This is a genomic window from Canibacter oris, assembly GCF_014197205.1.
GTDB classification, from domain to species: Bacteria; Actinomycetota; Actinomycetes; order Actinomycetales; family Microbacteriaceae; genus Canibacter; species Canibacter oris.
This window is the reverse complement of sequence record NZ_JACIFD010000003.1, coordinates 113,944-138,779: the sequence shown is the minus strand read 5'-3', so window position 1 is coordinate 138,779 and position 24,836 is coordinate 113,944. Positions and strand designations below refer to the sequence as shown.

Annotated in this window: 23 protein-coding genes; 18 read left to right on the top strand and 5 right to left on the bottom strand. The window is 55.7% G+C overall.

The window, feature by feature from the left end; translation table 11 throughout:
* The first annotated feature begins 53 nt into the window (after positions 1-53).
* The 4 genes from F5897_RS02225 to F5897_RS02210 all read left to right on the top strand — a co-directional run bounded on the left by F5897_RS02225 (position 54) and on the right by F5897_RS02210 (position 3,577).
* Entirely contained in the window at positions 54-530 is a 477-nt protein-coding gene (locus F5897_RS02225; protein WP_124824643.1) for a Jag family protein, read from the top strand.
* Between the two features lie 177 nt (positions 531-707).
* Positions 708-1,361 (top strand): 16S rRNA (guanine(527)-N(7))-methyltransferase RsmG, encoded by a 654-nt coding sequence (gene rsmG / locus F5897_RS02220; RefSeq protein ID WP_124824642.1) that lies wholly within the window; start codon positions 708-710, stop codon positions 1,359-1,361.
* A gap of 105 nt (positions 1,362-1,466) precedes the next feature.
* Positions 1,467-2,369, top strand: coding sequence for a ParA family protein (locus F5897_RS02215; protein ID WP_343048749.1), 903 nt, complete (start codon positions 1,467-1,469; stop codon positions 2,367-2,369).
* Complete coding sequence (locus tag F5897_RS02210) at positions 2,369-3,577, top strand: ParB/RepB/Spo0J family partition protein (protein ID WP_183304318.1); 1,209 nt, start codon at positions 2,369-2,371, stop codon at positions 3,575-3,577. The genes F5897_RS02215 and F5897_RS02210 overlap by 1 nt, the downstream gene beginning before the upstream one ends.
* A 247-nt stretch (positions 3,578-3,824) precedes the next feature.
* Here F5897_RS02210 and trxA read toward each other — a convergent pair whose 3' ends face one another.
* The 3 genes from trxA to F5897_RS02195 all read right to left on the bottom strand — a co-directional run bounded on the left by trxA (position 3,825) and on the right by F5897_RS02195 (position 8,035).
* Positions 3,825-4,148, bottom strand: coding sequence for a thioredoxin (gene trxA / locus F5897_RS02205; protein ID WP_124824639.1), 324 nt, complete (start codon positions 4,146-4,148; stop codon positions 3,825-3,827).
* A gap of 96 nt (positions 4,149-4,244) precedes the next feature.
* Complete coding sequence (gene trxB, locus F5897_RS02200; protein ID WP_124824638.1) at positions 4,245-5,177, bottom strand: thioredoxin-disulfide reductase; 933 nt, start codon at positions 5,175-5,177, stop codon at positions 4,245-4,247.
* 212 nt (positions 5,178-5,389) lie between these two features.
* Complete coding sequence (locus F5897_RS02195; protein WP_183304317.1) at positions 5,390-8,035, bottom strand: DUF6049 family protein; 2,646 nt, start codon at positions 8,033-8,035, stop codon at positions 5,390-5,392.
* 30 nt (positions 8,036-8,065) lie between these two features.
* Here F5897_RS02195 and F5897_RS02190 point away from each other — a divergent pair, with 30 nt between their 5' ends.
* From F5897_RS02190 to rplI, 7 genes are all read left to right on the top strand, one after another.
* Positions 8,066-9,508, top strand: a complete 1,443-nt coding sequence (locus F5897_RS02190) for a CCA tRNA nucleotidyltransferase (protein ID WP_183304316.1) — start codon at positions 8,066-8,068, stop codon at positions 9,506-9,508.
* Positions 9,509-9,615: 107 nt separating this feature from the next.
* Positions 9,616-10,350, top strand: a complete 735-nt coding sequence (locus F5897_RS02185; protein ID WP_183304315.1) for an SDR family oxidoreductase — start codon at positions 9,616-9,618, stop codon at positions 10,348-10,350.
* Between the two features lie 232 nt (positions 10,351-10,582).
* On the top strand, positions 10,583-12,112 hold the full coding sequence (locus F5897_RS07920; RefSeq protein ID WP_183304314.1) for an ATP-binding cassette domain-containing protein: 1,530 nt from the start codon (positions 10,583-10,585) through the stop codon (positions 12,110-12,112).
* 208 nt (positions 12,113-12,320) lie between these two features.
* Positions 12,321-12,680, top strand: coding sequence for a 30S ribosomal protein S6 (gene rpsF / locus F5897_RS02175; RefSeq protein ID WP_233574354.1), 360 nt, complete (start codon positions 12,321-12,323; stop codon positions 12,678-12,680).
* Between the two features lie 3 nt (positions 12,681-12,683).
* On the top strand, positions 12,684-13,214 hold the full coding sequence (ssb, locus tag F5897_RS02170; protein ID WP_124824633.1) for a single-stranded DNA-binding protein: 531 nt from the start codon (positions 12,684-12,686) through the stop codon (positions 13,212-13,214).
* 73 nt (positions 13,215-13,287) lie between these two features.
* Complete coding sequence (rpsR, locus tag F5897_RS02165) at positions 13,288-13,545, top strand: 30S ribosomal protein S18 (protein WP_183304313.1); 258 nt, start codon at positions 13,288-13,290, stop codon at positions 13,543-13,545.
* A gap of 11 nt (positions 13,546-13,556) precedes the next feature.
* The gene (rplI, locus tag F5897_RS02160; protein WP_124824631.1) at positions 13,557-14,006 is read left to right on the top strand and encodes a 50S ribosomal protein L9; all 450 of its coding nucleotides are present in this window, start codon (positions 13,557-13,559) and stop codon (positions 14,004-14,006) included.
* A gap of 190 nt (positions 14,007-14,196) precedes the next feature.
* Here the strand turns inward: rplI and F5897_RS02155 are convergent, their stop codons facing one another.
* Positions 14,197-15,483, bottom strand: a complete 1,287-nt coding sequence (locus tag F5897_RS02155) for an MFS transporter (protein ID WP_183304312.1) — start codon at positions 15,481-15,483, stop codon at positions 14,197-14,199.
* Between the two features lie 634 nt (positions 15,484-16,117).
* On the opposite strand from F5897_RS02155, the gene dnaB reads away from it, so the two are divergent.
* From dnaB to F5897_RS02135, 4 genes are all read left to right on the top strand, one after another.
* Positions 16,118-17,446 carry a replicative DNA helicase gene (dnaB, locus tag F5897_RS02150; protein WP_124824840.1) on the top strand — a complete coding sequence of 443 codons (1,329 nt, stop codon included), beginning with the start codon at positions 16,118-16,120 and terminating at the stop codon, positions 17,444-17,446.
* Positions 17,447-17,505: 59 nt separating this feature from the next.
* On the top strand, positions 17,506-18,099 hold the full coding sequence (locus tag F5897_RS02145) for a hypothetical protein (protein ID WP_183304311.1): 594 nt from the start codon (positions 17,506-17,508) through the stop codon (positions 18,097-18,099).
* A gap of 16 nt (positions 18,100-18,115) precedes the next feature.
* A complete protein-coding gene (locus tag F5897_RS02140; protein ID WP_183304310.1) occupies positions 18,116-18,469 on the top strand; it encodes a hypothetical protein in 354 nt (117 codons plus the stop codon).
* A 118-nt stretch (positions 18,470-18,587) separates the two neighbouring features.
* Positions 18,588-19,787: a winged helix DNA-binding domain-containing protein gene (locus F5897_RS02135; protein ID WP_183304309.1), complete on the top strand. Its 1,200-nt coding sequence runs from the start codon at positions 18,588-18,590 to the stop codon at positions 19,785-19,787.
* Positions 19,788-19,866: 79 nt separating this feature from the next.
* Here F5897_RS02135 and purB read toward each other — a convergent pair whose 3' ends face one another.
* Positions 19,867-21,246, bottom strand: coding sequence for an adenylosuccinate lyase (purB, locus tag F5897_RS02130; protein ID WP_124824627.1), 1,380 nt, complete (start codon positions 21,244-21,246; stop codon positions 19,867-19,869).
* Between the two features lie 160 nt (positions 21,247-21,406).
* Here purB and F5897_RS02125 point away from each other — a divergent pair, with 160 nt between their 5' ends.
* From F5897_RS02125 to F5897_RS02115, 3 genes are read left to right on the top strand one after another with little or no spacing between them, the layout of a single operon-like run.
* Positions 21,407-22,618 (top strand): aminotransferase class I/II-fold pyridoxal phosphate-dependent enzyme, encoded by a 1,212-nt coding sequence (locus F5897_RS02125; protein WP_183304308.1) that lies wholly within the window; start codon positions 21,407-21,409, stop codon positions 22,616-22,618.
* A complete protein-coding gene (locus F5897_RS02120) occupies positions 22,615-23,787 on the top strand; it encodes a thiamine pyrophosphate-dependent enzyme (protein ID WP_246332190.1) in 1,173 nt (390 codons plus the stop codon). Before F5897_RS02125 ends, F5897_RS02120 begins: the two co-directional genes overlap by 4 nt.
* A complete protein-coding gene (locus F5897_RS02115) occupies positions 23,788-24,825 on the top strand; it encodes an alpha-ketoacid dehydrogenase subunit beta (protein WP_183304307.1) in 1,038 nt (345 codons plus the stop codon).
* Positions 24,826-24,836 lie beyond the last annotated feature (11 nt).

Genomic DNA, 24,836 nt, shown 5'->3' with positions numbered 1-24,836 from the left:
TGACAGCAGCCGATGAGCGCAAAGCGTGCTAAAAAACAGGGAGGTAAGAAATAATGAACACCACCGGTCCTGATCTTGCCGCGCTGGAACGCGAGGGCGATTTAGCTGCTGATTACATTGAGGGGCTATTAGATATTGCTGATCTCGATGGTGATCTCGATCTTGGCGTTAAAAACGGACGCGCTACGGTTACTGTAACCGGTGGCGGTGAAGATCTGAACCGACTTGGCACAGCCCAGGTAGTGCAGGCTTTGCAAGACCTGAGTCGTCTTGCGGTGCAGCAGCAAACGGGTGAGTTTTCACGGTTACTGTTGGATGTTGGTGGATCGCGGGAGGCTCGTGAAGCAGAGTTGCTGCGAGAGGTCGACGCAGCGATTGCACAGCTAGCGGCTGGAAAAGATGCGGTGCAGTTACCTTCTATGAGCTCTTACGAGCGGAAACTGGTGCATGATTATGTTGCAGAACGCGGTTATAAATCAGCTTCACACGGTGAGGGCAAAGCTCGTCGCTTAGTGGTAACGGCGGCTTAAATAGAGATTAACAAAGCAGGGCGCTTCGGGTGGAAGCGTCCTGCTTTGTTTCACGTGAAACATTTATGCTGCTGTGTCACAGTGGGAAAGATGGTTATGAACAAAATGAGCTAATCCCCAACTTTAGACAGCAGAAAATCGATAAACTCAGTAGGTAGTAATTATACGGGAGGGCAAATGAGCACTAAAGAGACACAGCAGGTTGTGGTGCGTGAGCCGGAACCGGAATTTTTAGATGAATTTGCAGGTGATAACGCTGATAAACTACGGGATTTTGCTGCTGACTTGTTTGACCGTGGCGAAACTCTCGGATTGATTGGCCCCCATGAGCCGGCACGGTTGTGGACGAGGCACATCATTAATTCAGGTCTGTTAGCACCGCTTTTGGAGCCTAACAGTAAACTCGCTGATATTGGCAGTGGCGGAGGTTTCCCGGGCATTGTGCTTGCTGCGATGCGCCCGGATGTCGCGATTCGCTTGATTGAACCGATGGAGCGTCGCTGTGCTTGGTTGCAGGAGCAAGTAGAGCGTCTGGGGCTTGATAACGCTGAGGTTTTGCGTGGGCGCGTGGAGGAGTATCACGGCGCTTTTGAGGTGGATCAGGTCACCGCCCGAGCGGTGACCGCGCTAAAGAAACTAGTACCGTGGACTGCTCCTTTGCTTGTGCCAGGCGGGAAAATGCTTTTCCTAAAGGGTGCTGGCGTGCATGATGAAATAATTACCGCCGCAAAGGTTTTGAAGAAACATCGGGTGGTTAATTATAGTGTTTCGGTTCTTGGTGAAGGGCTGACGGAGCCAACGCGAGTATTCCGTGGTGAAATTGCTGCTTAGCAGTAAATTTAGTCCGCTATGAGCGGAATCGATGATGACGTGAGAGTAAGAGCAGCGGAAGAATACTAAGGTAGTAAACAAGGTTAATAACTTTGAGAGGTAATTGTGAGCAGCACGCCACTGGCCAATGAGGTTGCCGATAAAATACGCAGAAAACAACGGCTTGCGAAACTAGAGACGCCGTTGCCTTATGCCCCACGGGTCATTACTGTTTCAAATCAAAAAGGTGGGGTTGGAAAAACCACTACAACGGTGAATTTGGCGGGTGCTTTGGCGCGGCGCGGCGCTCGGGTGTTGGTGATTGATATTGATCCGCAGGGCAACGCCTCAACCGCTTTAGGAGTGCCACACACCGCAGAAGTAGACAGTGTATATGAGGTGCTGCTAGGAGAAAACACTATTGCTGAGGTGGTGCAGCAAAGCACCGATCATGAAAATATCTATTGCTTGCCATCTACGATTAATCTAGCTGGTGCGGAGATTGAACTTGTTGCGGCAGATAATCGTGAGCGACGGCTGCAGTATGCTTTGCGTGATTTTTTAGCGCAGGTTCCGGAGCCTTTCCACTACGTTTTAATTGATTGTCCTCCTTCGTTGGGGTTGTTGACGCTGAATGCTTTTGTTGCGGCGCAAGAGGTTTTGATTCCGATTCAGTGTGAGTATTACGCACTTGAGGGGCTGAGTCAGTTGATTAATAATATTCAGTTGATTCGGCAGCACTTAAATCCGCGCTTGGAGCTTAGCACTATTTTGTTGACGATGTTTACTGGGCGAACTAAGCTGGCGATGGAAGTTTCCAATGAGGTGCGCACGCATTTCCCTGAGCAGACTTTAGAGGCAGTAATTCCTAGATCTGTGCGGATCGCTGAGGCGCCTAGCTTTGGGCAGACAGTTTTAGCGCATGATGCAAGTAATATTGGTTCAATTGCTTATTTAGAAGCTGCGCATGAAATCGCAGCAAGATTTGCTGGACAGTGGCAGCAGGAAAAATCAGAAGGGGAAAAATAATGGCTTCGAAAAAACGCAGTGGTCTTGGCCGTGGCATTGGAGCCTTAATTCCACAGGTTTCAACTGCACAGGATAGACCGGTTGATGTGTTCTTCCCAGTGGCGGTGCAGCAGCAGGAAAATTCGCAAAATCAGAGCGAAAACCTGGAAAAAACAGAATCTGGAAATGCAAAAAGCTCTAAAATCGCTTCTAGCGGGCAAAAAAAGAGCTCAACGATAAATCCCCTTGGGGCACTGCTAAACTCCCCGCAGACGGGCGCTGGTGAGGCCACTTTTTCAGGGGCAAATGCAAAAAATGCGGCCGCACTTGGTAGAGCAGCTATCGGAGGTGCCGAGGTTAGCCGAGGTGCAGAGGTGAATGAGAATGCAACAGGTGCTGAATTGCGCGAAGTGCCTGGGGCGGTTTTTGCAGAGTTGCCACTGCAGCAAATTATTCCTAACCGGGTGAACCCACGTAAGGAATTCGAACAGGAGGCACTGCAGGAGTTAATCCACAGCATTAAAGAGTTCGGTGTATTTCAGCCTATTGTGGTGCGTGAAATCGAATTGCAACCTGGTGGAGAAAAATACGAAATTATCATGGGTGAGCGCCGCTTTAGGGCAAGCGGGCTAGCCGGTTTAGAAACAATTCCGGTGATTATCCGAAGTACCGCAGACGAAGACATGCTGCGAGACGCGCTGCTTGAGAACCTGCACCGTGCTGATTTGAATCCGCTTGAGGAAGCTAGCGCCTATCAGCAGCTCATGGATGATTTCCAAATCACACAGGATCAGCTTGCTGCACGGATTGGGCGAAGCCGGTCACAGATTAGTAATACTATTCGCTTGCTGAAGTTGCCAGAAAAAGTGCAAATGCGTGTTGCTGCGGGCGTATTATCTGCTGGGCACGCCCGTGCAATTCTTGCTGTGGGGGAAGATACTGCAGCGATGGAAAAGTTTGCAGATAAGATTGTAAATCTTGGTTTGAATGTACGTGAGGCAGAAGCAGCTGCCAAAGAGCAACCGACAAAGAAACGGCAGATGCCACGCGCAGGCGGGCGCCGGCAGCTGCTAGATGAGATAGCAGAGCGCTTAGGTGATCGTTTTGATACTCGTGTGAACATTAAACTTGGCGCAAAAAAAGGTCAGGTAGTGTTTGAGTTCGCCACAATCGCAGACCTTAATCGAATCCTGGAAGAGATGGGCGACTCTGGGTTTAAGGGCGCATAAGTTAAAATGTTTCACGTGAAACATCACACGGAATAGTAGTTGGCGAAACTATGTTTCACGTGAAACATAGAGTTGTTTTACCTCTAGAACCGCATCTTCAAGAAGCATCTCCTGTTCCCGCAAATATGTGCCCGGACTTGAGGTAAATAAAATCCCCCGACAAGAATAATCTGTCGGGGGATTAAGGTTTATTATGGGTTTTGCTTTTTAATTCAAAAACTTGCCCGGGTTAGAACTTACTTGTGGGTTACAGCACGCGTGCCAGTTGCTGCTCGATCATTGGCTTTGGCATAGCACCAATGATTTCGTGCACCTCGTGACCACCCTTGAAAACCTTCATGGCTGGAATGGAGGTAATGCGGTACTGTGCAGCCAGGTTCGGATTTTCGTCAACGTTAACCTTCACTACGCGGAGCTTGCCGTCCTGATCAGCCGCGATTTCATCAAGCACCGGAGCCACTGCGCGGCATGGTCCGCACCATGCTGCCCAGAAATCAACCAGCACTGGCAGTTCGCTCTCCAGAACTTCCTGCTGGAACTCCGCCTCAGAAATGTTTAGAACCTTAGACATATTTATCCCTTTCTTAAACGCGACATGAAAATCGCCAAAATTAAAGTTTTTTGTGGTTTTGCTTTGTTTATGCTGTGCTGCAGCGACGCACGGTGTTTAGGCCGCGTCTTCAAGCGAAGCAAGGTAGTGTTCGGCATCAAGCGCAGCAACGCAGCCGCTAGCAGCTGCAGTGATTGCCTGCCGGTAGCTCGGGTCGATAACGTCACCAGCAGCAAAAACACCCGTGACGCTGGTGCGCGAGGAGCGGCCGTGAACCGCGATAGTGCCCTCAGCAGTAAGCTCTAATTTATCGTGCACGAGGTGGGTGCGAGGGTCGTTTCCGATTGCTACGAACAAGCCCTCAAGCTCCATCTCCGAGGTTTCATCGGTTTGCAGGTTATGTAGTTTTACGCCGGTGATTTCACCTTCGCCGAGCACCTCAGTAACCTCGCTGTTCCAAATGAATTCAATTTTTTCGTTGTCAAAAGCACGTTGCTGCATAATCTTTGAGGCCCGCAGCGAATCACGGCGGTGGATGACGTAAACTTTTTTCGCGAAACGAGTCAGGAAGGTTGCTTCCTCCATTGCTGAGTCGCCGCCACCAACTACCGCGATAGTCTTGTCGCGGAAGAAGAATCCGTCGCAGGTGGCGCACCATGAGATACCGTGGCCAGACAGTTGTTCTTCGCCAGGAACATTGAGCTTACGGTAGGCTGATCCAGTAGCAAAAATAACAGTGCGAGCACGGTGCTCACCGCCAGCGGCGGTGGTGATAACTTTCTCAGCACCGTCAAGTGACAACTCGGTGACGTCTTCATATCGCACTTCGGTGCCGAATTTTTCAGCTTGCTCCTGGATTTTTGCCATCAAATCAGGACCTTGAATGCCCTCCGGAAAACCCGGGAAGTTCTCCACCTCGGTGGTGTTCATGAGCTCACCGCCAGGAGAGACTGAGCTTGCGAACAACACTGGCTGCAGCCCCGCGCGAGCGGTGTAAATAGCGGCAGTCAGCGCAGCAGGACCAGATCCGATAATAGCTACATTGTGCATCAATACTCCTTGCAAATCTTTCGTATAGGTATAACCCTATCTCTGTCAGCTGTATTCCCAAATCAGCTGCGGACAGTTTCAGGGGCAGCCGAACGGCTGCAGCTGCGTCCTTTAGATGGCGAATTAGAGATTGTCGTGGTGTTGGCTGTTAGTACCGGCTGTTGACGTTCTCTCTGTCGTGGTGTCTGCGGATGTGACGCTTGCTGTTGTAATTATTGTGGTCCCGCAGTAGCAGCCCTGGACTTTTGAAGCAGGCGCCGGAGCCAAACTGCTAGCAGCACAGCAACAGCAAAACCCATTGCCGCTAGTCCGATCGTTTCAACATAGCTGGCAATTCCGAGGCTAAAAGTTTCGGTGGTTAGGTTGTGAGCACCATCCGCGGTTAAAAGATGCGTGATAACGCTGCCAGCTCCAGCACCAGTGTTACTGTGCACCGGTGCAAGCACGGTGATGGTGTCGCCGGATTCAACTGTTAAATCTTTAAACTCTTGCTGGGTCACGCTGAGAGTGTCTGATCCACTCTCTAATTGCAGTAACACATTTATTGCGAACGGCAAACTATTGCGAATCTGCAGCGGCAATTTTGCTTCCACTCCAAGGATTTGGGTGCGCTGCGGCGCCAGAATCTGAATACTGCTGCGCAAAGCAGTGTCCCGGTCCTGATAGGCGGCTGCAAGAGTTTCGAAAGCAGCTACTTTGTTGGCAGAGGAGCCGAGGTGGGCGGTGTTAAAAAGCTGTAGCAGACGACTCCGCTGGTAGTCAATTAACTTTTGTGGCTGCGTCAGCGCTGGGGCATTGTGCAGCACGGTTTTTTCGTTTTTAAGAGCGGCCTGCAACAAAGGCTTGTGTATTTCGAAAGCCGCGGCAGCTGCGGGGCTGATATCGTCTTGCAAAGTTGCGGTGCCGCCGGTTAGCTGCCCTGCCGGAACTGCTGTAACGAAACTAGTGTCGTGGATTGCCTGCAACATCCGCACGGTGCGCATATTCGCGTTCGAGAGGCTACGATCAGCCAGTAGCACCACCTCACCGCTGTGTACAAGCTCGGTGTAGAGGTTAGCAAAAGCTGCCTGCGCGGTCACGCTGTCAGGTGAGTTAAAGCTAATTTGCTGGGCAGCGGTGGCGAGGGTCGTAGATCCCACCAAAGCATTAAACTCGGTGTCCTGCAGGGTGACTCGCGGCCCACCGGAGTGTTGCTGCAGATCAGCGCTATTCAGAATCACCCGGTTTGCCTGGGCGCTGTGTGCAGCGGCGAGGGTGCGTTTGCTGGTTGTCCCGGGGTTGAACCATACAGTCGCGGGGGCGGTGGTATCCCAGGCCGCCAATTGCTCATAGCTCAGTTGCGCGCCTGCAGCAGGGTCGGTGTTCTGATTGGCCGCGGTGGTTTCTGTGGCGTTGCCGGTTATGGCAGCATTCGGTATCTGTGCTGATTCGTGCAGCGCAAATGTTACCCCTGTTGGTTGCAGTGGTTGTGGTAGTCCGAGCAGTTGCTGCGTCACCAAGTCGCTGTCTGCGTAAGGCAGGAGGAAGCTCGATAATGCGGGGCTCTTGAGGCGTTGTAGGAAAGTTTTAGCGCTGTCAGGAGCGGTATCTCCGGCGGCACGAATACTCACGATAATGCGGGGATCAATCGCCACGGTGGCACGATTTTCCAGGGCAAAATCAAGCAGCTGCTCCAACGGAGTTTCAGGGGCAAAAAGTTCGCCAAGCTGCTCGGTGGTCGGCAGTGTCTCAACGTGCTCAGGCAGAGTTAGCGGCACTACAGTGGTGAGCTTGGTTTGCGGTAGTGGATCTTTCCCGCCAGTGTAAACCACCGTGGTAGCAGCCGCAAAAGAATCGCGTGTGGCGGCTCCAAATGTAATCACTGCACCCACGGTATCCCCCGGAATTACACCGTTTGCTGCAGCGCGCTGTGCAGTGTCAGAGGCCACACTGTCGGTTGTAGTATTGTTGATCGTGCTAACGTATGCGTCGGTGATAGTGGGATGTGGATCACCGCTTGGCACAGGTTGCCATTGTGGTAGCGGCACAACCGGGATGAAATTATTGTCCGTAACGTTGGTCTCGCCAGTAGCGGTTGCGGTGCCGGAGTTTGCGGTTGTGCCACGCGCAGCGTTAGAGGATCGTGCACTGTCTCTGCCAGGATTGGCTGTGTTGTTTGAGTCGCTGCTGTTTGTGTCGGTGTCGATGGTAGTGTTGGGTTGCGTAAATAAGGTGGCGGCGCGCGGGGTGTAAAGCGCCTGCACTCGGTAAACTCCGTTGCTGAGGGCGGAGTCGCTGGTTGCTGCGGCGTCGTTTGTGGTGTCATTTCCGCCGCTGCGGTGTGCAGCGATGAGGTCAGCTAGTTGTTCCAGCGAAATAGTCGCCTCGGCAAGATACTTTTCCTTTTTGTTTAGCGCGGGCACGCTTTTTTGCGCCACCATCAATGCGGTTGCGGGAAACTCACGACCAAATGTTTCACGTGAAACATAGGGCTGCGGATCCACAAAAAGACTGATTACTCCGGGTTCACTGGTGCTTTCACCGGTGTTTTCTAATTCTGCGCGGAGCGTCAGAGAGGTTGCGGTTTCGGTCAATACCGGCGTGGTAGGTGCCGCGGTGAGGCGCAACTCGGACGCGGGCTGCGCCTCGGATTTTTCAAGTTGCTGCGCGGTGCGATTTATGGCGGCAGAGATAGTGCCAGGGGTGGTCTGGTGTGGTGTACCTACTGCGTCAGCGGCGGGAATGGAGGAAACTAATTTGGGTGTGACAGTAGGTGCGACTGCGGGGGCGGCAGCAGTTGGAGCGGAGCCGAGGGCGCTGGTGCTCAGAATCGTTGCTGTGAGAAACGCGAAAATTTTGCTGCCGAAGTTATTGCGCATGCTTTAAGTCTAGAGCGGTAACCTAAGAGAATGCGTTCAATTGCGGCAGCTATGGCTGAACTCACTGAAATTACCCGGTCGGCACCCGTGCAGGCACTCGCAACAGCGTTTCATAACGCGGGTTACGAGCTGGCTTTGGTTGGTGGCCCGGTGCGAGACGCGCTGCTGGGTCGCGAAGTCACAGATCTTGACTTCACAACAAACGCGCTGCCGGAGCAGACCCGGCAAATTTTGGAGCAGCTGGGCGCAAAAATCTGGAGCGTTGGTCAGGAGTTTGGCACCATTGCCGCGCGGGTGCACGGGGAAACCGTAGAGATCACCACCTACCGCGCAGAAATTTACCGCGATGATTCCCGGAAGCCCGCAGTCACTTTCGGCGACACCATCACCGCAGATTTGCAGCGCCGCGACTTCACCGTGAACGCCCTGGCTTTAATGCTGCCTGAGATGCGTCTGGTTGATGTTGGTGGGGGTCTTGAGCACTTGCTGCAGGGGGTGCTAGACACCCCGGGTACTCCGGCACAGTCTTTCACCGATGACCCGCTGCGGATGCTGCGCGCGGCGCGCTTTGCGGCGCAGCTGGGGTTCACGGTGGCGCCGCGGGTGGTTGCTGCAATGCAAGAGTTCGCGCCACGGTTGGAGATTATCTCGGCTGAGCGGATCCGCGATGAATTTACAAAATTATTAAGCGCCGCTGATCCGCTGCCGGGGCTGCGGCTGCTGGTGGACACCGGGCTGTGTGAGCTGTTTTTGCCGGAGCTGCCAGCTCTGACACAGTCGCAAGATGAGCATCAGCGCCACAAAGACGTTTACGAACACAGTCTGACAGTGCTGGCGCAGGCGATTGAGCTGGAACTGCAGCGGCGGCCCGGGGAGGTTACCGCGCCAGATGTGGTGCTGCGACTCGCTGCTCTGCTGCACGACATCGGCAAACCCGCAACCCGCAAGTTTGAGGGCGGTGCGGTGACCTTCTACAACCACGACCTGGTCGGTGCCCGGCTGGTGAAGAAGCGGCTGCGGCAGCTGCGATTTGACAACGACACAGTGAAACAGGTGGCGCGCCTGGTGGAGCTGCATATGCGATTTTTCGGGTACACCGAGGGTGCCTGGACAGACTCTGCGGTGCGGCGCTATGTGCGTGATGCCGGAGAGCTGCTGGAGCGGCTGCACATTCTGACCCGCGCCGATGTTACAACTCGCAACCAGAAAAAGGCGAAGCGTCTGGCTCGCGCCTATGATCAGCTGGAGCAGCGGATCGCCGAACTTGCCGCAGCCGAAGAACTCGCAGCGGTGCGACCGGAGCTGAACGGCGAAGAAATCATGCAGGTGCTGCAGCTGCGTCCGGGTCGGGAAGTTGGTGCGGCATATAAATTCTTGCTGGAGCTGCGGCTCGACGAGGGGGAAATCGGGAAAGAGGCAGCAACCGCGCGACTGCGCGAATGGTACGCCGCCGAGATGGCACCCTGCGAATAGATGAGGGCCGCGCACTGGCTATGGCGGCGTGCATAACTGGTGTCACATTAGTGGGCGCTACCGCACAAAAAGATCGCAAAAACTTGTAGAGAGTAAGGTGACGAAAAATGACAGCAAACACCGTATCACCGGCAGCGAGCACCAAGCCCGTTGCGCTAGTAACCGGAGCCACCGGCGGCATGGGAACTGCGATTGTGCGGGAGCTGCTGCACACCCATGACGTGATTGCGCAGGGGCGCGACGCTGAGAAACTAGCTGCGCTCGCAAAGCTTTCGGGAGTTACGGTGTGGCAGGTGGATCTCGCCGCCGCCACGCAGCCCGAAACCGCGAGCGAGCAGCTAGAGTATCTGCGCGCCCTGCCGCGGCTAGACGTTGTCGTGCACGCTGCGGCGATTGCCAACAGCGAAACCGTGGAGTCAGCAACCGCCGCGCAGTGGCAGCAGATGCTGAATCTGAACGTTGTCGCCCCGGCGCTTGTGACGCAGGCGATTCTGCCGCAGCTGCGCGCCAGCCGCGGCACCGCCATTTTTATCGGCTCCGGCGCGAGTGTGCGGGCCAACAAAAACACTGCGCTGTACACCGCCAGCAAACACGCGTTGAAGGGCCTTACAGATAGTCTGCGGCTTGATGAAATGGAGCACGGGGTGCGGATCACCACTGTCGCACCAGGGCCCACCGACACGCAGATGCTGCGGGGCTTGATCGCCGCAGAAAACTATCACGCGGAGCTTTACATTCAGCCAGAATCCATCGCCCGCACGGTGCGGTTTGTGGTAGACGCCGGTGCGGATGTGCAGCTCACCGACGTGTTTGTCAGGCCCCGCGCTGAGATTGCTAGATAAGCATTATTAGGCAGAAAGCTTTATGATGCTCTGCAGGAGGAATATCTAGCGGCAAATTCTGAAAATACAGCTATGCGCTGGATTGCTGGCAGAACCACTGAGCATAAATTTTACTTTGGAAATAGGGGTCAACAAAGCAGTGTTTTGCACTATTTGATGACTTTAGATGAACCAGTTAGGTTAGCAATTGGTGAGCTGCAGTTTGGATAACATTATGAAAAAACTTATTGCCTTGACTGTTACTTCACTGTGGAGCCTGTCGCCCTACCGGGTTGTTATTGTCGTGGTTGCGGCGGTAGTGGCTGCTGGCGCAACCGTATTGGTGCCGGTGTTACTTGGGTATGGAGTTGCTGCGGCGCTAGCTGCTCCAGCGATTGATTCGGCATTGCACACTTTAATGTTTACAATTTGCATATATGCACTGGTGTGGTTTGTGTCAGTCAGTGCTTCGCAGATTACTTTACCAATGCTGGGTTGGCTTGATCATAAGTTGCTTAGCAAAATGATGGTTGAAGGTTTGCAACAGGCGTTAGTGAGTAAAAACCCGGCTCGCTATTTACAAAATGACACAGAGCTTTCTTACGCTGTGGAGTCTCGATCAAACGCCGTGCGGGAGGTAAACTCCACACTTATGTGGGGGCTATTACCTGCAAGTTGTAATTTCGTGATTGCGACGATAATTCTGGGAGTAACTGCAAGTCCAGCAACCGCAACTATTTTTGTGGCGACGATTGTGGTTTATGGCGTCTGCAGTAAACGTCTTATTGCAAAACATCAGGCAGCAATGGCAGAAATGTACGCTAAGTCACTCAAAAGTTTTGGAGTTTTGGGTAACGGTATTTCCCTGTGGCGGGAGGCGCGAGTTTTGCGCCAGGAAATTTACTTATTAGCACGTTATCGAGAAGATCGTAAAATCGTAGACGACAGTGGAATTAAGGCATATAAAGCAGCACGGAAGTTATACCTAGTGCAAGCGTTGGTGCTTGCTCTTGGATTGCTTGTAATGCTGACGTTAAATTTGATGCTCCAGCCGCCTGAATTGCAGGTAGTGGTGGCGAGCACTGTCACAATCGCCGGTATCGCGATTGCCATGCTTGAACCACTGCAGAATTTTGGGTTTGGATTTTCAGCAATTGCTGGTGCAGTCTCTGAGTTTTCCGAAGCTGAGCGCAAAATTGCAGGAGAAATCGGTGTGGGAGACCGGGAATTGCCAGTTATAGAAACGCATAAATTGTTAACGGAAACTGTAGAGATGCCAGTCGGGCTGGTGTGGTTGCGTGGGAAGAGTGGTGCTGGTAAAACGACCACAATGGAAACATTTTTGGGATTGCGCAGGGCGGGTATTGAGGCGGTGACCACAACAGCATATTTGCCGCAGGAAACTAATTTGCTCTTCGCTAACGCCCATGAAAATGTCCGTTTTGGTAGAGAAATTTCATCTGCGCAAATTGACTCCGCGTTGCGGTGCTTACAGCTGGCTGATTTTGCGACTGGGGGTCACCGCGTGGACGAGATTATTGCTGGCGATGAGGCTGCTGTTTCTGGTGGCGAGGCTCGGCGGATTGTGTTGGCGCGCACACTCTTGAGCGATGCGCAGTTACTTTTGCTCGACGAGCCGACCACGGGGTTAGACAAAGCAGCACGGATGCAAGTCTGGGACATGATTCGTGAGTACAGCAAAACTAAAAGAGTAATTGTTGTCAGCCACGACGAGGACGCTCCCGTAATGCAGCAAGATACGGTAATCAACTGCGGGATTTAAGCACCGCTAAGAAGCGCCGCGCGGAACGTAGCCGCTAGTGTGAGCAGTTGTGGGCGGATGGATCCACCCACCTCACTATTGCTGTAAGTTGTAAAACCTGGTAGCCTTGAAAGGCTGTCTGTATACAGATGCAGACGGCGTGGCACATTATTTGCCCTCCTGTCACGGAGAGACCGTGGCCGTAGAGTCCGAAGGAGGTGGGTCAATAGTGCATCCATATGAACTAATGGTGATCCTCGATCCAAAAACCGACGAGCGCACCGTTAAGGCCAGCATGGAGAAGTTCCTCACCGCTGTGACCGATGCTGAAGGCACAGTTGAGAGCGTCGACATCTGGGGCAAGCGTCGCCTTGCTTACGAAATCAAGAAGCAGTCAGAAGGCATCTACGTTGTAGTGAACTTCACCGCAACTCCTGCTGCAACCGCTGAGCTTGATCGTCAGCTGAACCTGTCAGAGTCTGTAATGCGCACCAAGGTGCTGCGTACCGACGAGCTGATGGCACAGAAGGCTGAGCAGAACCGTCGCGAGCAGGCGAAAGCAGCTCGTGCAGCTAAAGCAGGCGCATAAGCAATGAACGAACCACAGATCACCGTTGTCGGCAACGTGGTTGCTGACCCTGAGCTGCGGATGGGAAACTCAGGGCGTCCCTGGGTTAATCTTCGTATTGCTTCTACTCCGCGAGTGCGTGACCGCAACACCCAGGAATGGGTAGACGGCGAGCCGCTGTGGCTCGGGTGCACCGCTTTCGGTGATTTTGCGGAGAATATCGCAAACACTCTGACCAAGGGAATGCGTGTTGTGGTGCAGGGCCGTTTGAGCTCTCGCAGCTACACCGATAACCAGGGGCAGCAGCGCACCAGCCTAGATCTCATGATTGATGAGATTGGGCCATCACTGCGTTTTGCTACCGCGCAGGTTAATCGCAGCGCAAACCGCGGTGGCGCAGGGCAATTCGGTGCGGCACCAACAGGTGCTCAGCCACAGACGCAGGCACAGTCTGCGTGGGGCGCACCGCCGCAGGCGCAAGCAGCTGCTCCAGCAGCTCCGTGGGGTGAAGCCGCAGCCAGCGATAGCGACTTCGGCGAAGATATTCCGTTCTAAAAATAGCTGCGGCAAGATCCGCAACTAAAGCGTAAATTTGCCCCGTGAGGGCCGAAAGAAAAGAGACCAAATAATGGCAGGCAAAGCAGGCGGCACAAGCCGCAAGGGCCGCGGGAAGGCTGCAAAGCCACTCGCTCCCGCAAAGAAGCAGACCGTAGGCGTTATCGACTATAAAGACGTCGCAACCCTGCGTAAGTTCATTTCAGAGCGCGGCAAGATTCGTTCACGTCGCATCACCGGTGTGTCAGTACAGGAACAGCGCCTCATCGCGAAAGCAATTAAGAATGCTCGCGAAATGGCCCTGCTCCCATACTCAGGCTCAGGCCGTTAAGGAGCAGAATCATGGCTAAAGTAATTCTCACTAATGAGGTACAGGGGCTGGGTTCAGCTGGCGACGTAGTCGAGGTACGCAACGGTTATGCACGTAACTACCTGGTGCCACAGGGCTTCGCAGTAATGTGGACCCGCGGCGGCGAAGCACAGGTTGAGCAGATCCGCAAGGCTCGCGCAGCTCGCGCACTGGCGTCTGTAGAAGAAGCACAGGCTCTGAAGGCGAAGCTTGAGGCTGACAAGATCAAGCTGCAGGTTAAAACCGGCACCGGCGGTCGTTTGTTCGGCTCTATCCGCCCAGCACACGTGGCACAGGCGGTTGCTGAGCAGGGTCTTGGTGAAGTTGACAAGCGCAAAATCACCGTGCCTAGCATCAAATCAACCGGTGACCACAAGGTTACCGTGCACCTGCACGAGGGTGTAGACGCAACTGTAGTGCTGCAGGTTATCTCTGCACGCTAAGCGGCGTTAAACAAAAGGGTCGGTCTCTATGAGGCCGGCCCTTTTGTTTTGCAGAGCAGGAGGTGGGGCAGTTTGTGATGCCGGGTTTGTGGCACCGCAGCCGGGCTTAAAAGCGAGTGGTTAATGCTAACTAGACTCGCTGGGCAGCCCTGCAGCACGCAGCACCTCAGCTGACTTGAGTGGCTGTTTGCTAGGGGGCGCTCGGGGAGGTTTGCTGCAGCGGCGGGGTGAGCAGGAAGAACAGCAGCGCCGCAGCCAGGGTGATAGCTGGCCACAGCAGCAGCGGCACCCAGAGGTCAAACAAATCCGCTAAAACACCAGAGCCCAACGCGGCAAAAGGCACAGCACCCATAGTCAGCATCCGCCGGGCCCCGATTGAGCGCCCGAGCACCTGCTGCGGCACCACCTGGGCGGCGTAGGCGCTGCCGGCGATATTAGTTACAGTGATGATAAAAGCCCAGCCGGCCGACAGTAAAAACATCGCGGGATAGCTGAGCGCCGGCACCGTGAGGGCAACAAGCGGGAGGCAGGCAATAAGGCCCTGCGCCACGGCGCCGAAGCCGAAAATCCTGCTGGTGGGGAGCCGATCTAGCAGGCGGGGGCTCAGCAGCGCGGCAACAATTCCGGCAATTGCACCAATTCCCTCCAGTAAACCGTAAACAAAAGGTGAAACCCCGATATAGCGCAGCAGCAGCAAATCAGTGAGGGTATCGCCGATAGCGAGGCCGATGTTCCCAGCCGCCACCAACAGGGTTGTTGCCAAAAGCAGGCGATGACGGAAAATAACTTTAAACCCGGCAAGCACCCCGGCAGGTTGTAGCTGCGCCGCGTCTGCAGCGACGGCAGTGGCGGCGGCAGAGTCGCCCGCGGCGGCGGGCTGAGCCGGGGAAGCGGTGCTGCGTGCCCTGATCCGCCACAACCGCAAAGCAGCAAGTGCAGCGATTAGCGCTAGCACCGCAGCGGTGAGGAGCCCGCCCAGACTGCCGCTCAGCGCAAACAGCAAGCCGCCCGCAACCGGCACCACCACTGACATAACCTGATCGGCAGCCGCTAGTTTTGCCACTACATCAGCGATTTTCCGCTCCTCGTGCACCAGCAGTGGGGCGACGGTCGTTTGCGCAGTCTCGGTGAAAAGCGACAGTGCGCCCAAAACAGTAACCAGGATAAGTGTGGTTGTGGCATTGAGTGCGTCGTAATAAAACAGTGCTAAAACAGCAAAGATAAAGACGGTTTTAGCCAGCAGACTGCTGAGCAGCGCCGGCACCGCGCCGATACGATCGACAATGATGCCCGCCGGCACCGCGAGTAAGAAAAAAGACAGCGCCCCGAGAAAATTCAGCAACCCCAGCTGGGTGGCGCTGAAACCGAGGTGCAGCACTACGGTGAGGGAGATTACGGTGTCAAACAGTTTTGTTCCGGCGGCGTCGCCGAGGTTGCTGAAGTAAAGGCTCTTGAGGCGGGGTCCGGTGCTTGCCACGGTGGCTCCTTTGCGGTGACGGCAGCTGTGATATTTCCGGTCGAAATATTCTGGTTAAGCGGTGTGTCTGGTTATAGCTTATTAGAGGTTTTGCCCCCCCCCTTAATAACACCGCGATTTAGCGCTATTTTTCGGGTGTTGGCGGGAAGTAATCCACAAGCAATGGGGAAAAGCAACTCTAAACCTTAAGTTGAAGGTTGAAAGTTTTAATTTGTAGAAACCAATAAAATACCTGGTCAGAGCCGAAAAAAATATTTTTCGCACACGGTTATCCACTGCAAAAAAGCATAAATGTGGAAAAGTACACGGCGCTTTGCACAAGTTCTCCACAAAGTTTTCCACAGGTTATTGTTAGCTGTGTGAACCCAGGGTGCGGGCAGCTTATGGAGTGTGCTAAGAGTAGAGAGCTGGGATAGCTGATCCACAGCAAAATTGCATCTCAATCTCAGTGAAACTGAATCCCAAATCGTAAATACTGACAACTTAATTAACAAAGGATAGCGGCGTGCAAGCACCACAGGAACCTCCTTTCGAACCGCACGAACCGGCGTATGACCCGCAGGAGACGGCAGGTTACGAAGCGAGTTACGATGCTGCCCCGCTGCCGAGCGCCAGTGCCACCTGGCAAGACGCGATGCCGCACAACCCCACCGACCGCACTCCGCCGCACGATATCCTCGCGGAGCAGAGCGTGCTCGGCGGCATGCTGCAGTCAAAAGATGCCATCGCGGTGGTGTCAGGAATGCTGAAGGGGCGCGATTTTTATGCCCCGAAGCACGAGATTATTTTTGACGCGATTCTCAGCCTCTACCAGATGGGCGACCCCACAGACGTCATCAGCGTCAGCGACTATCTGGTGAAACAGGGCAGCCTAAAACGCGCAGGCGGGCTAGAATACCTGCACAGCTTGCCTGGCATTGTGCCGACCGCCGCGAACGCCGACTACTACGCTGAAATCGTTGACGATAAAGCGGTGCTGCGGCGTCTGATTGAGGCCGGCACCCGCATCGTGCAGATGGGCTTTGCACAGCAGGGTGAGCCGCTAGACATGGTGAACCGCGCGCAGGCAGACATTTACTCCGTCGCGGGTGATGAAAAAGCAGAGGATTATGTGCCGCTGATTGATGCGGTGCAGAGCGCAATCGAGCAGATTGAGTATGCCCACTCAAACCCCGAAGGGTCGATGGGAGTGCCGACAGGATTCCGCGAGCTCGACGAAAAAACCAACGGGTTTAAAGGCGGGCAGATGATTGTGATCGCGGCACGCCCCGGCATGGGCAAATCAACCCTCGCCCTGGATGTGGCGCGAGCGGCTGCAATAGGAGCGAAAATTCCGACGATTTTCTTCTCGCTGGAGATGGGGCGCGAAGAAATCGCGACCAGGTTGCTCTCCGCAGAGTCAGAAATTTTTATGGATCGGCTGCAGAAAGGACAGTTAGACGCGCAACAGTGGCCGATTCTCGCTAATACCCAGGCGCGCGTGGCAGATGCACCGCTGTACATCGATGACAGCCCGAACCTCACCCTGGTGGAGATTCGCGCGAAATGCCGCCGCTTGAAACAGAGCGCAACCGGGCTTGGCGCGGTGGTGATTGACTATCTGCAGCTGCTCACCAGCGGGAAACGAGTGGAAAGCCGCCAGCAAGAAGTTAGCGAGTTTTCCCGCTCGTTGAAGCTGCTCGCGAAAGAACTGGATGTGCCGGTGATTGCACTCAGCCAGCTCAACCGTGCTGCAGAGCAGCGTGCCGATAAGCGGCCACAGATGAGTGACCTGCGAGAATCAGGCGCGATTGAGCAAGACGCCGACAAAATTATTTTGCTGCACCGCAACCTTGAAGCTGGGCAGGGCGACGAAGGCTACGGCGAGGCACAGTTCTTGCTGGTGAAGCAGCGTAACGGCCCGACAGGAGAAATCTCGGTGGCTTTCCAGGGGCAGTTCTCGCGCTTTAGAGACATGGCATAGCCACAGCCGAGGGTTACCAGCGGCGCGGGGTACAATAGTCACAGAACGAAAGGTACAAAGTGTCAGCATTATCAGCTGGAGCAGCGCAGACGCAGCGGCCGCGGCTATTCTTGTTGCTGCTAGAGCCGGTGTTACACCTGGTTTTAGCGCTGGTTATCCTGTTTAGCGCGACTCTGCACAGCTCGCTGGTCTTTGACCGCACTGTGGTTGCGGTGGGGCTCTTGGTGCTGACTTTGGCAGGCTGGTTTAGCGCCGGCAAAAAACCACATATGTGGGGGATCTTCCAGCGCATCAACAACCTCGGCGCGGTCGCGGCGCTGCTGCAAATCGGGCATACCGCGGTCGGCTTTAGTTGGATTATGATTGGCTGGGCGGCGGTTACCAGCGTGCTTAAACTCGGGTCCTTCTTACAGCAGAAAAATCACAGCGGGGCGTTTAGCGACGGCAAACTGGCAACTGTGCTGCCGGTGATCCTCACCTGCTGTTTACTACTATCCGGCACAGACCAGATAGCATTAATTGGTTGGTACGGCGCCTACGCTACCGTGTGGGGAGTTTTCGGAGTGATTGCTGCGATTGACACCGCGGCTCCGCAAAACCGTGCTGCACAAACCGCAGCCGCTACCGCCGCACCCGCACAGCTTAAAAACTAAGGTCGCATCAAGGATTATGAACACAAAAAATAACCGGCATGAGCCCTCAAAGCGCGATAAATTAAAGCCCGTAGAGCTTGTTGGCTTCTCTGCGCTGCTAGCTGTTTTCGCGGCCGCCGTGGTCGGTGGGGCAACCCGTGACTTCCAGATGCTGGTGCCGGTCGTAGCAATTTCGGTGTTTATCGTGACCCTGATGGTTTTGGCCCTCCTGGGGTTGAGCATGAAACCCAACCCAGAAGACCTTGTAATGCGGGAAACTGCAGCAGAAATCGCAGCGGCAGCTAATGCCGCGGAGCAAAAACAGCACGAAGCTCCGGAGCACCCGGCAAACCCAGATTCCCCGCAGCTTCCCGCAGACCCAGAGCAGTAAGCGGCGGCAGATTCTGCCCCCGCGCGGGCTCAGGGTACATGACGCTGTAGCCGTGTGACTTATTGCGTAGTTAATCCTTCCTAGCAGCACAGCTGACAATTCACTACGGAGAAAGCAGATGGCACTTGGATTTTCAGCCCCGCAGACCGACGCAGAGCGACGGGAGTTAGTGCGGGCACGGCTGGTGGCACAAGGCCTGGCAGATCCGCAGCATGATACGCCAGCAACGGTGCTAGCCCAACACGGGGCAATGCAGGGACAGGATTTACCGGGGCTTATTTCTTCAATCGCGCTGCGGTTAGACCCGGTAGCCTGTGCTGAATGGGCAGCCGGGCAGCAAAATTTGAACGCGGAAATTGATCCGCGCATTGCGCGGGTCTTGGAGTCTTTTAGAGCCGGTGAAATTGTGCGTGGTTATCCGATGCGCGGCACGGTTTTTGGCCAAGCTGCAGCAGACGCCGCATGGATTCGGGATTTGTGTGTGCGGCCGTTGGTTTTACGCCGCATCGAGCCGGCTACGGTGGATCAGGCCACCGTGCTCACGATTGAGCTGTTAAAGGAACGGGAACGGGATTTCGAACCCGACTTAACAAAGCAGCAAACTGAGCTATCAGCGCCACTGCCCGGAGTCTCACGACAGCAGCTCAGGGAGCACTGGGAAGCCCACGGGATAGATACCTCTCAGGGCGTTAGTTACGGCATCATTTGTCACCTTATCGAGACCGGGGTTTTAGTTTACGGGGCGCACAACGGGAGTGATAATAATCTGGCTTTGGCAGCATCTTGGCTGCCTGCTAACTCTGGTTTGGAACAAAAATTTAACGGCGATAGAATCAGTGCCACAGCTGAACTGTTGCGGCGCTACCTGCACAGTCATGGCCCTGCAACCCTGCGAGATTTTGCTTGGTGGAGCAAACTGCCGCAGCGGGATATCAAACCTGCCTTCGGGCAGCTTGGAGCAGCCGTTGAAACCTGGGGCACAGATGCTGCGGGTCAGCCACTTTACTGCCGGCCCGGGTTGCGTGATGAGGTTGCCATGGTGGAGAGTGCTGCGCTGGTGACACACTTGTTGCCGGGGTTTGATGAGATTGTTTTGGGGTACGAGGATCGCTTAACGCTGCTCAGCGCTGCCGAACATCAGCAGTTAGTGCCGGGAAATAATGGCGTGTTTCGGCGAGGGATGGTGTATCGCGGCAAAATGGTCGCGACCTGGAAAATCGAAAAAGAGCAGCTGCGCTTGGATCCTTTCGCTCCGCCACTCAGCAGCGCAGCGGTGACCGCTGCAGAGCGCACATTTAAGCGGTTTCCGCGGCTTTAAGCCGGCGCACAAATGCTGGCGGATACAGTTGTGGCTGTGCCCACCCCGCGAGGGGAGACACAGCCACAGTCACCGCGAATTAAATCAGGTCAACCAGCTGAGCGGCAACACCCGTGTAAAGCGCCGGGGTGAGCGCCAGCAGGCGATCCTTCGCCTCCTGCCCAATATCGAGACCAGACACGAACTCGACAAGCTCCTGCTGCCCGATGCGGCGGCCGCGAGTTAGTTCTTTCAGTGCCGCATAAGGATCAGAAATGGTGGATCGGCCCGCCGTCACCTCAGCCCGAATCACAGTCTGGATAGCCTCTGCCAAAACCTCCCAGTTAGCGTCAAGATCAGCCGCAATCACCTCGGCTGCCGCGTCAATCTGGCCCAGGCCCTTTAACACATTGTCGAGCGCCAGCGTCGAGTGGCCGAGGCCCACCCCGATGTTACGCTGCGCAGAAGAGTCAGTGAGGTCGCGCTGCCATCGGCTGGTCACCAGGGTTTCAGCGAGCGAGCCGAGCACCGCGTTTGAGAGCTCAAAATTCGCCTCCGCGTTTTCGAAACGAATCGGGTTCACCTTGTGCGGCATGGTGGAAGAACCGGTGGCGCCGGCAACCGGAATCTGGCGGAAGTAACCGATAGAAATGTAGCTCCAGATATCGGTAGCCAGGTTATGCAGAATACGGTTGGCGTGAATCACTCGGCTGAACAGCTCCGCCTGCCAGTCATGAGACTCAATCTGGGTGGTCAGGGGGTTGAAGGTGAGCCCCAACCCGGTCACGAACTCCTCACCCAGCTGCTGCCAGTTAGCGTCAGGATCAGCGCTTAGGTGCGCCGCGAAAGTGCCGGTTGCGCCGCTGAACTTACCCAGATACTCAATAGCGTCAAGCTGTGCCAGCTGGCGGCGCAGCCGGTGCACAAACACCGCAAGTTCCTTCCCCAGGGTGGTTGGAGTAGCAGGCTGGCCGTGCGTCCGGCTCATCATTGCCAGACTCTGATACTGTTTCGCCTGCCGCGCTAGTTCGTCAATAACCGCCACAAACTTTGGGCGCCACACATTGCTGATAGCCTGTTTCACGGTCAAAGCATATGACAGGTTATTGATGTCTTCGCTGGTGCAGCAAATATGGGTCAGCTCAGCAATTTCACTGAGCCCCTGGCGCTCCAGCTGCTCCCGAATCAAATACTCAACAGCTTTCACATCGTGCTGTGTGGTCGCTTCAATTTCGGCAAGCCGGGCAATCTCTGGCTCCCCAAAGTTTGCGGCCCAGGCGCGCAGCTCAGCAAGCGCCGCAGCTGACAGCGGTTTTGCCCCGAACATCTCGTGTGAGGTCAGGAAGGCAAGCCATTCAACCTCAACGTGAATACGCGCCTTGTTTAAACCGGCCTCGCTGAGGTAGTCTCCGAGCTCAGACACGGCGGCACGGTAACGACCATCGAGCGGACTGAGAGGTTGCGGTGGCAAAGAAGGCATAGAGTTTCTCCTGCGGGTAAACCACGAAAGTGGCTGTTAATAGTTTTATAGCGTTGAAAACAACACAGCGATACTTCTATTTTGGCTTACAACGCAGTGAAACAACAAAGCTTAGGCAGATTATGCATCAAAAACCAGCGGCGCAAATTAGACTTATAGAATGAGCTCAAAAACCACCCCCATTAAAATTAGGCCAGAGGTGCTCGCGGTGCCTGGCTACAAGCAGGGTCAAGCCCCGGCGAACCTGGGGTATAAGCTCTCCAGCAACGAAAACCCTTACCCCCCGCTGCGGGTGGTGCTAGAGGCGATTGCTGACCGCACCGACTTTAACCGCTACACCGCAGCAGATGTCACCAAACTGCGAGAAAACATTGCCGCGACCGAGAATGAGCGCCAGCTGTGCCGCCAGAGCACCGCGGCAGCGCGCGGCGGCAACCCGTTGCGGGCAGCGACTGCGCTGCAGCAGCTAAAGCCCTTGAGCGCGGCAAACGTACACGTGCTCGGCGCGGGCTCAGTTGCGATTCTATACCAGTTGATTGGCGCCACCTGTGGCCCGGCAAACAACTACGTATACCCGTGGCCAAGCTTTGAAGCTTACCCGCTGTTGGGCACCGTTCCCGGTGCCACCGGGAAACCAGTGCCGCTGACCGCAGCAGGCAGCCACGACCTTACCGCAATGGCCGCGGCAGTTGATGACGCAACCGGGGCTGTGCTGCTGTGCAGCCCCAATAACCCGACCGGGCCCACAATTACCGCCGCAGAGTTTAAAGACTTCATGCAGCAAGTGCCACGGGACGTGATGGTGGTGCTGGATGAGGCTTACGCCGAATTTGTCACCGATGCCGCCGCGGTTGACGGGGTCAGCTTGCTGCACAACTACCCCAACCTGGTGGTTTTGCGCACCTTCGCCAAAGCCCAGGGTCTTGCCGGGCTGCGGCTCGGTTACGGCTTTGCCGCCCCAGAAATCTGGGCAGCAGTTAGCCCCGCAGCGATCCCGATGTCAGTAAACGCCCTATCTGAAGCAGCGGCGCTCGCCGCGCTCAGCGACGAGGGGCAACGCGAAATCACAGCGCGTGTCGCAACTCTGGTGCAGCGCCGGGCAGAGCTGGTGCAGGGTCTGACACAGCTCGGGCTGACAGTGCCGGCGGCGCAGGGTAATTTTGTGTGGATCCCGGCGGCGCAGTTAGCGGCTGCGCCGGGTGCGGGCGGGGAGGCTGATCCACCCACCGCATACGCAGCGCAATTAGCGGCGCAGGGCATTCTGGTGCGTCCGTTTGCGGGTCACGGGGTGCGCATTAGCGTGGCAGAAGCCGAGAGCATTCCGGCAGTTTTGGCTGCTACCGCAACCTACCTAAGGCAGGAGAGCGTATGACAGAGACACTGACTGTGATGTCGCAGCAAGATCCGGAACCGGTGCGGTTTTTGGATGACGACGGCAACTGGAGCCCAAGCAGTACCGCCGCAGCCTACGAGGCAGAGCTCAAAGAGCTGACCCTGGAGCAAAAGCAGCAGTGGTACCTCGACATGATTGTGACTCGTGCGTTTGACCAGGAGGGCACCAACCTGCAGCGGCAGGGCCAAATGGCTTTGTGGGTGCCGAGCCTGGGGCAGGAAGGCTGCCAGGTTGGGATCGCGCACGCGGCGGCGCCCGAGGATTACATTTTCCCCGCTTACCGGGAGCATACTGTGTGCCGGGTGCGGGGTGTGGAACTGACTGATATCGGTAAGGTTTTCCGCGGTGTTTCTAACGGCGGCTGGGATCCGAAAGACCCTAAGAACGGTAATGTCCACCCGTACACTCTGGTGCTTGGAGCGCAAGCCCAGCACGCTTCCGGGTATGCGTTGGGGCAGGTGCTCGATGCGAAACAGCGTGCCGGTGAGACAGCTATGAATCCGGGAGAGCCGGGCATCGCGACTGACGAGGCGACGCTGGTGTTTTACGGCGATGGCACCTCAAGCCAGGGCGACGCGAACGAGGCCATGATTTTCGCCGCAAGCTACCAGACCCCGACGCTGTTTATTGTGCAAAATAATCAGTGGGCAATCTCGGTGCCGGTGACCCGCCAAAGCCGCACTCCGATTTACCGGCGGGCGCTCGGCTTCGGGCTGACCGCAACTCAGATTGACGGCAACGATCCGCTCGCCGCATACGCGGTAGCCCGCAAATATCTGCGAGATGCCCGCGCTGGCAAGGGGCCGCACTACATTGAGGCGCTAACCTACCGGCAGGGTGCGCACACAACCAGCGATGATCCAACCCGCTACCGTGATTCCAGTGAGTTGGCCGAGTGGCAGCAGCGCGATCCGCTGGCTCGCTTTGAAACCCATCTGCGTAGCCTCGGCGTCGGAGATGACTTTTTTGCAGAAGCAGCCGCAACCGCGAAAGCATACGCGCTGCACACCCGCGAAACTCTGCTAGGGCTCGGCGCACCGCACCCGGACAGCATGTTCGCCCACGTCTATGCCGGGGAGCACAGCATGGTTGACTACCAGCGGCAGTGGATGGCACAGTACGAAGCTTCATTCGAGCAGGAGGCGTAAATGACAGCAGCTTTTCACGCTTCGGAAAACCCCGCGGCACATGAAGAAATCGCGGCGCGCGGCACCGTCACAAAAGTGCTTGCGAAAGCGCTGAACACCGCGCTCGCAGATGCCATGGAGCTCGACAGCAAAGTGGTGCTCTTAGGCGAAGACATCGGAAAACTCGGCGGGGTTTTCCGGGTAACCGATGAGCTCTATGATCGTTTCGGGTCGGCACGGGTGCTCGATACGCCGCTCGCGGAGGCAGGCATCGTCGGTAACGCGATTGGTTTGGCGATGCGCGGCTACCGCCCGGTGGTGGAGATTCAGTTTGATGGTTTCGTGTATCCGGCGTTCAACCAGATTGTGAGCCAACTTGCAAAGTATCGCAGTCGCACCCAAGGAGCGGTGAGCTTACCGGTGGTAATCCGCATTCCATATGGCGGTCACATCGGTGCGGTTGAGCATCATCAGGAGAGCCCGGAAGCGTATTTTGCGCACACTGCGGGGCTGCGCGTGGTGTCGCCGGCTAACGCCCACGACGCTTACTGGATGTTGCGGGAGGCGATTGCGAGCCCGGATCCGGTGATTTTCATGGAGCCCAAGGCAAAATACTGGCACAAGGGCGAGATTGATTTCAGCGGCGCGGCTGCACCTATGACAACCGCGCGAATTGCTCGCACCGGCACCGACTGCACGGTTGTGGGGCACGGCGCAATGGTTGCGACCCTGCTGGCGGCGGCAGAGATTGCGGCCGCGGAGGGCACCAGTTTAGAGGTTGTGGATCTGCGCTCGCTGTCTCCGGTTGACTATGAGCCGCTGTTTGACTCGGTGCGCAAAACTGGGCGTTTGGTGGTGGCGCAGGAGGCTCCGGGCAACGTTAGTTTGGGGTCTGAAATCGCTGCGACCGTTGCGGAGCACTGCTTTTACTCTTTGCAAGCACCGGTGCTGCGGGTGAGCGGCTATGACGTTCCGTTTCCGGTGGCGAAGTTGGAGGGCTTGTATTTGCCGGATGCGGACCGAGTTTTGGAAGCGGTCGATCGCACGATGCACTACTAGCGCTGGCCCGT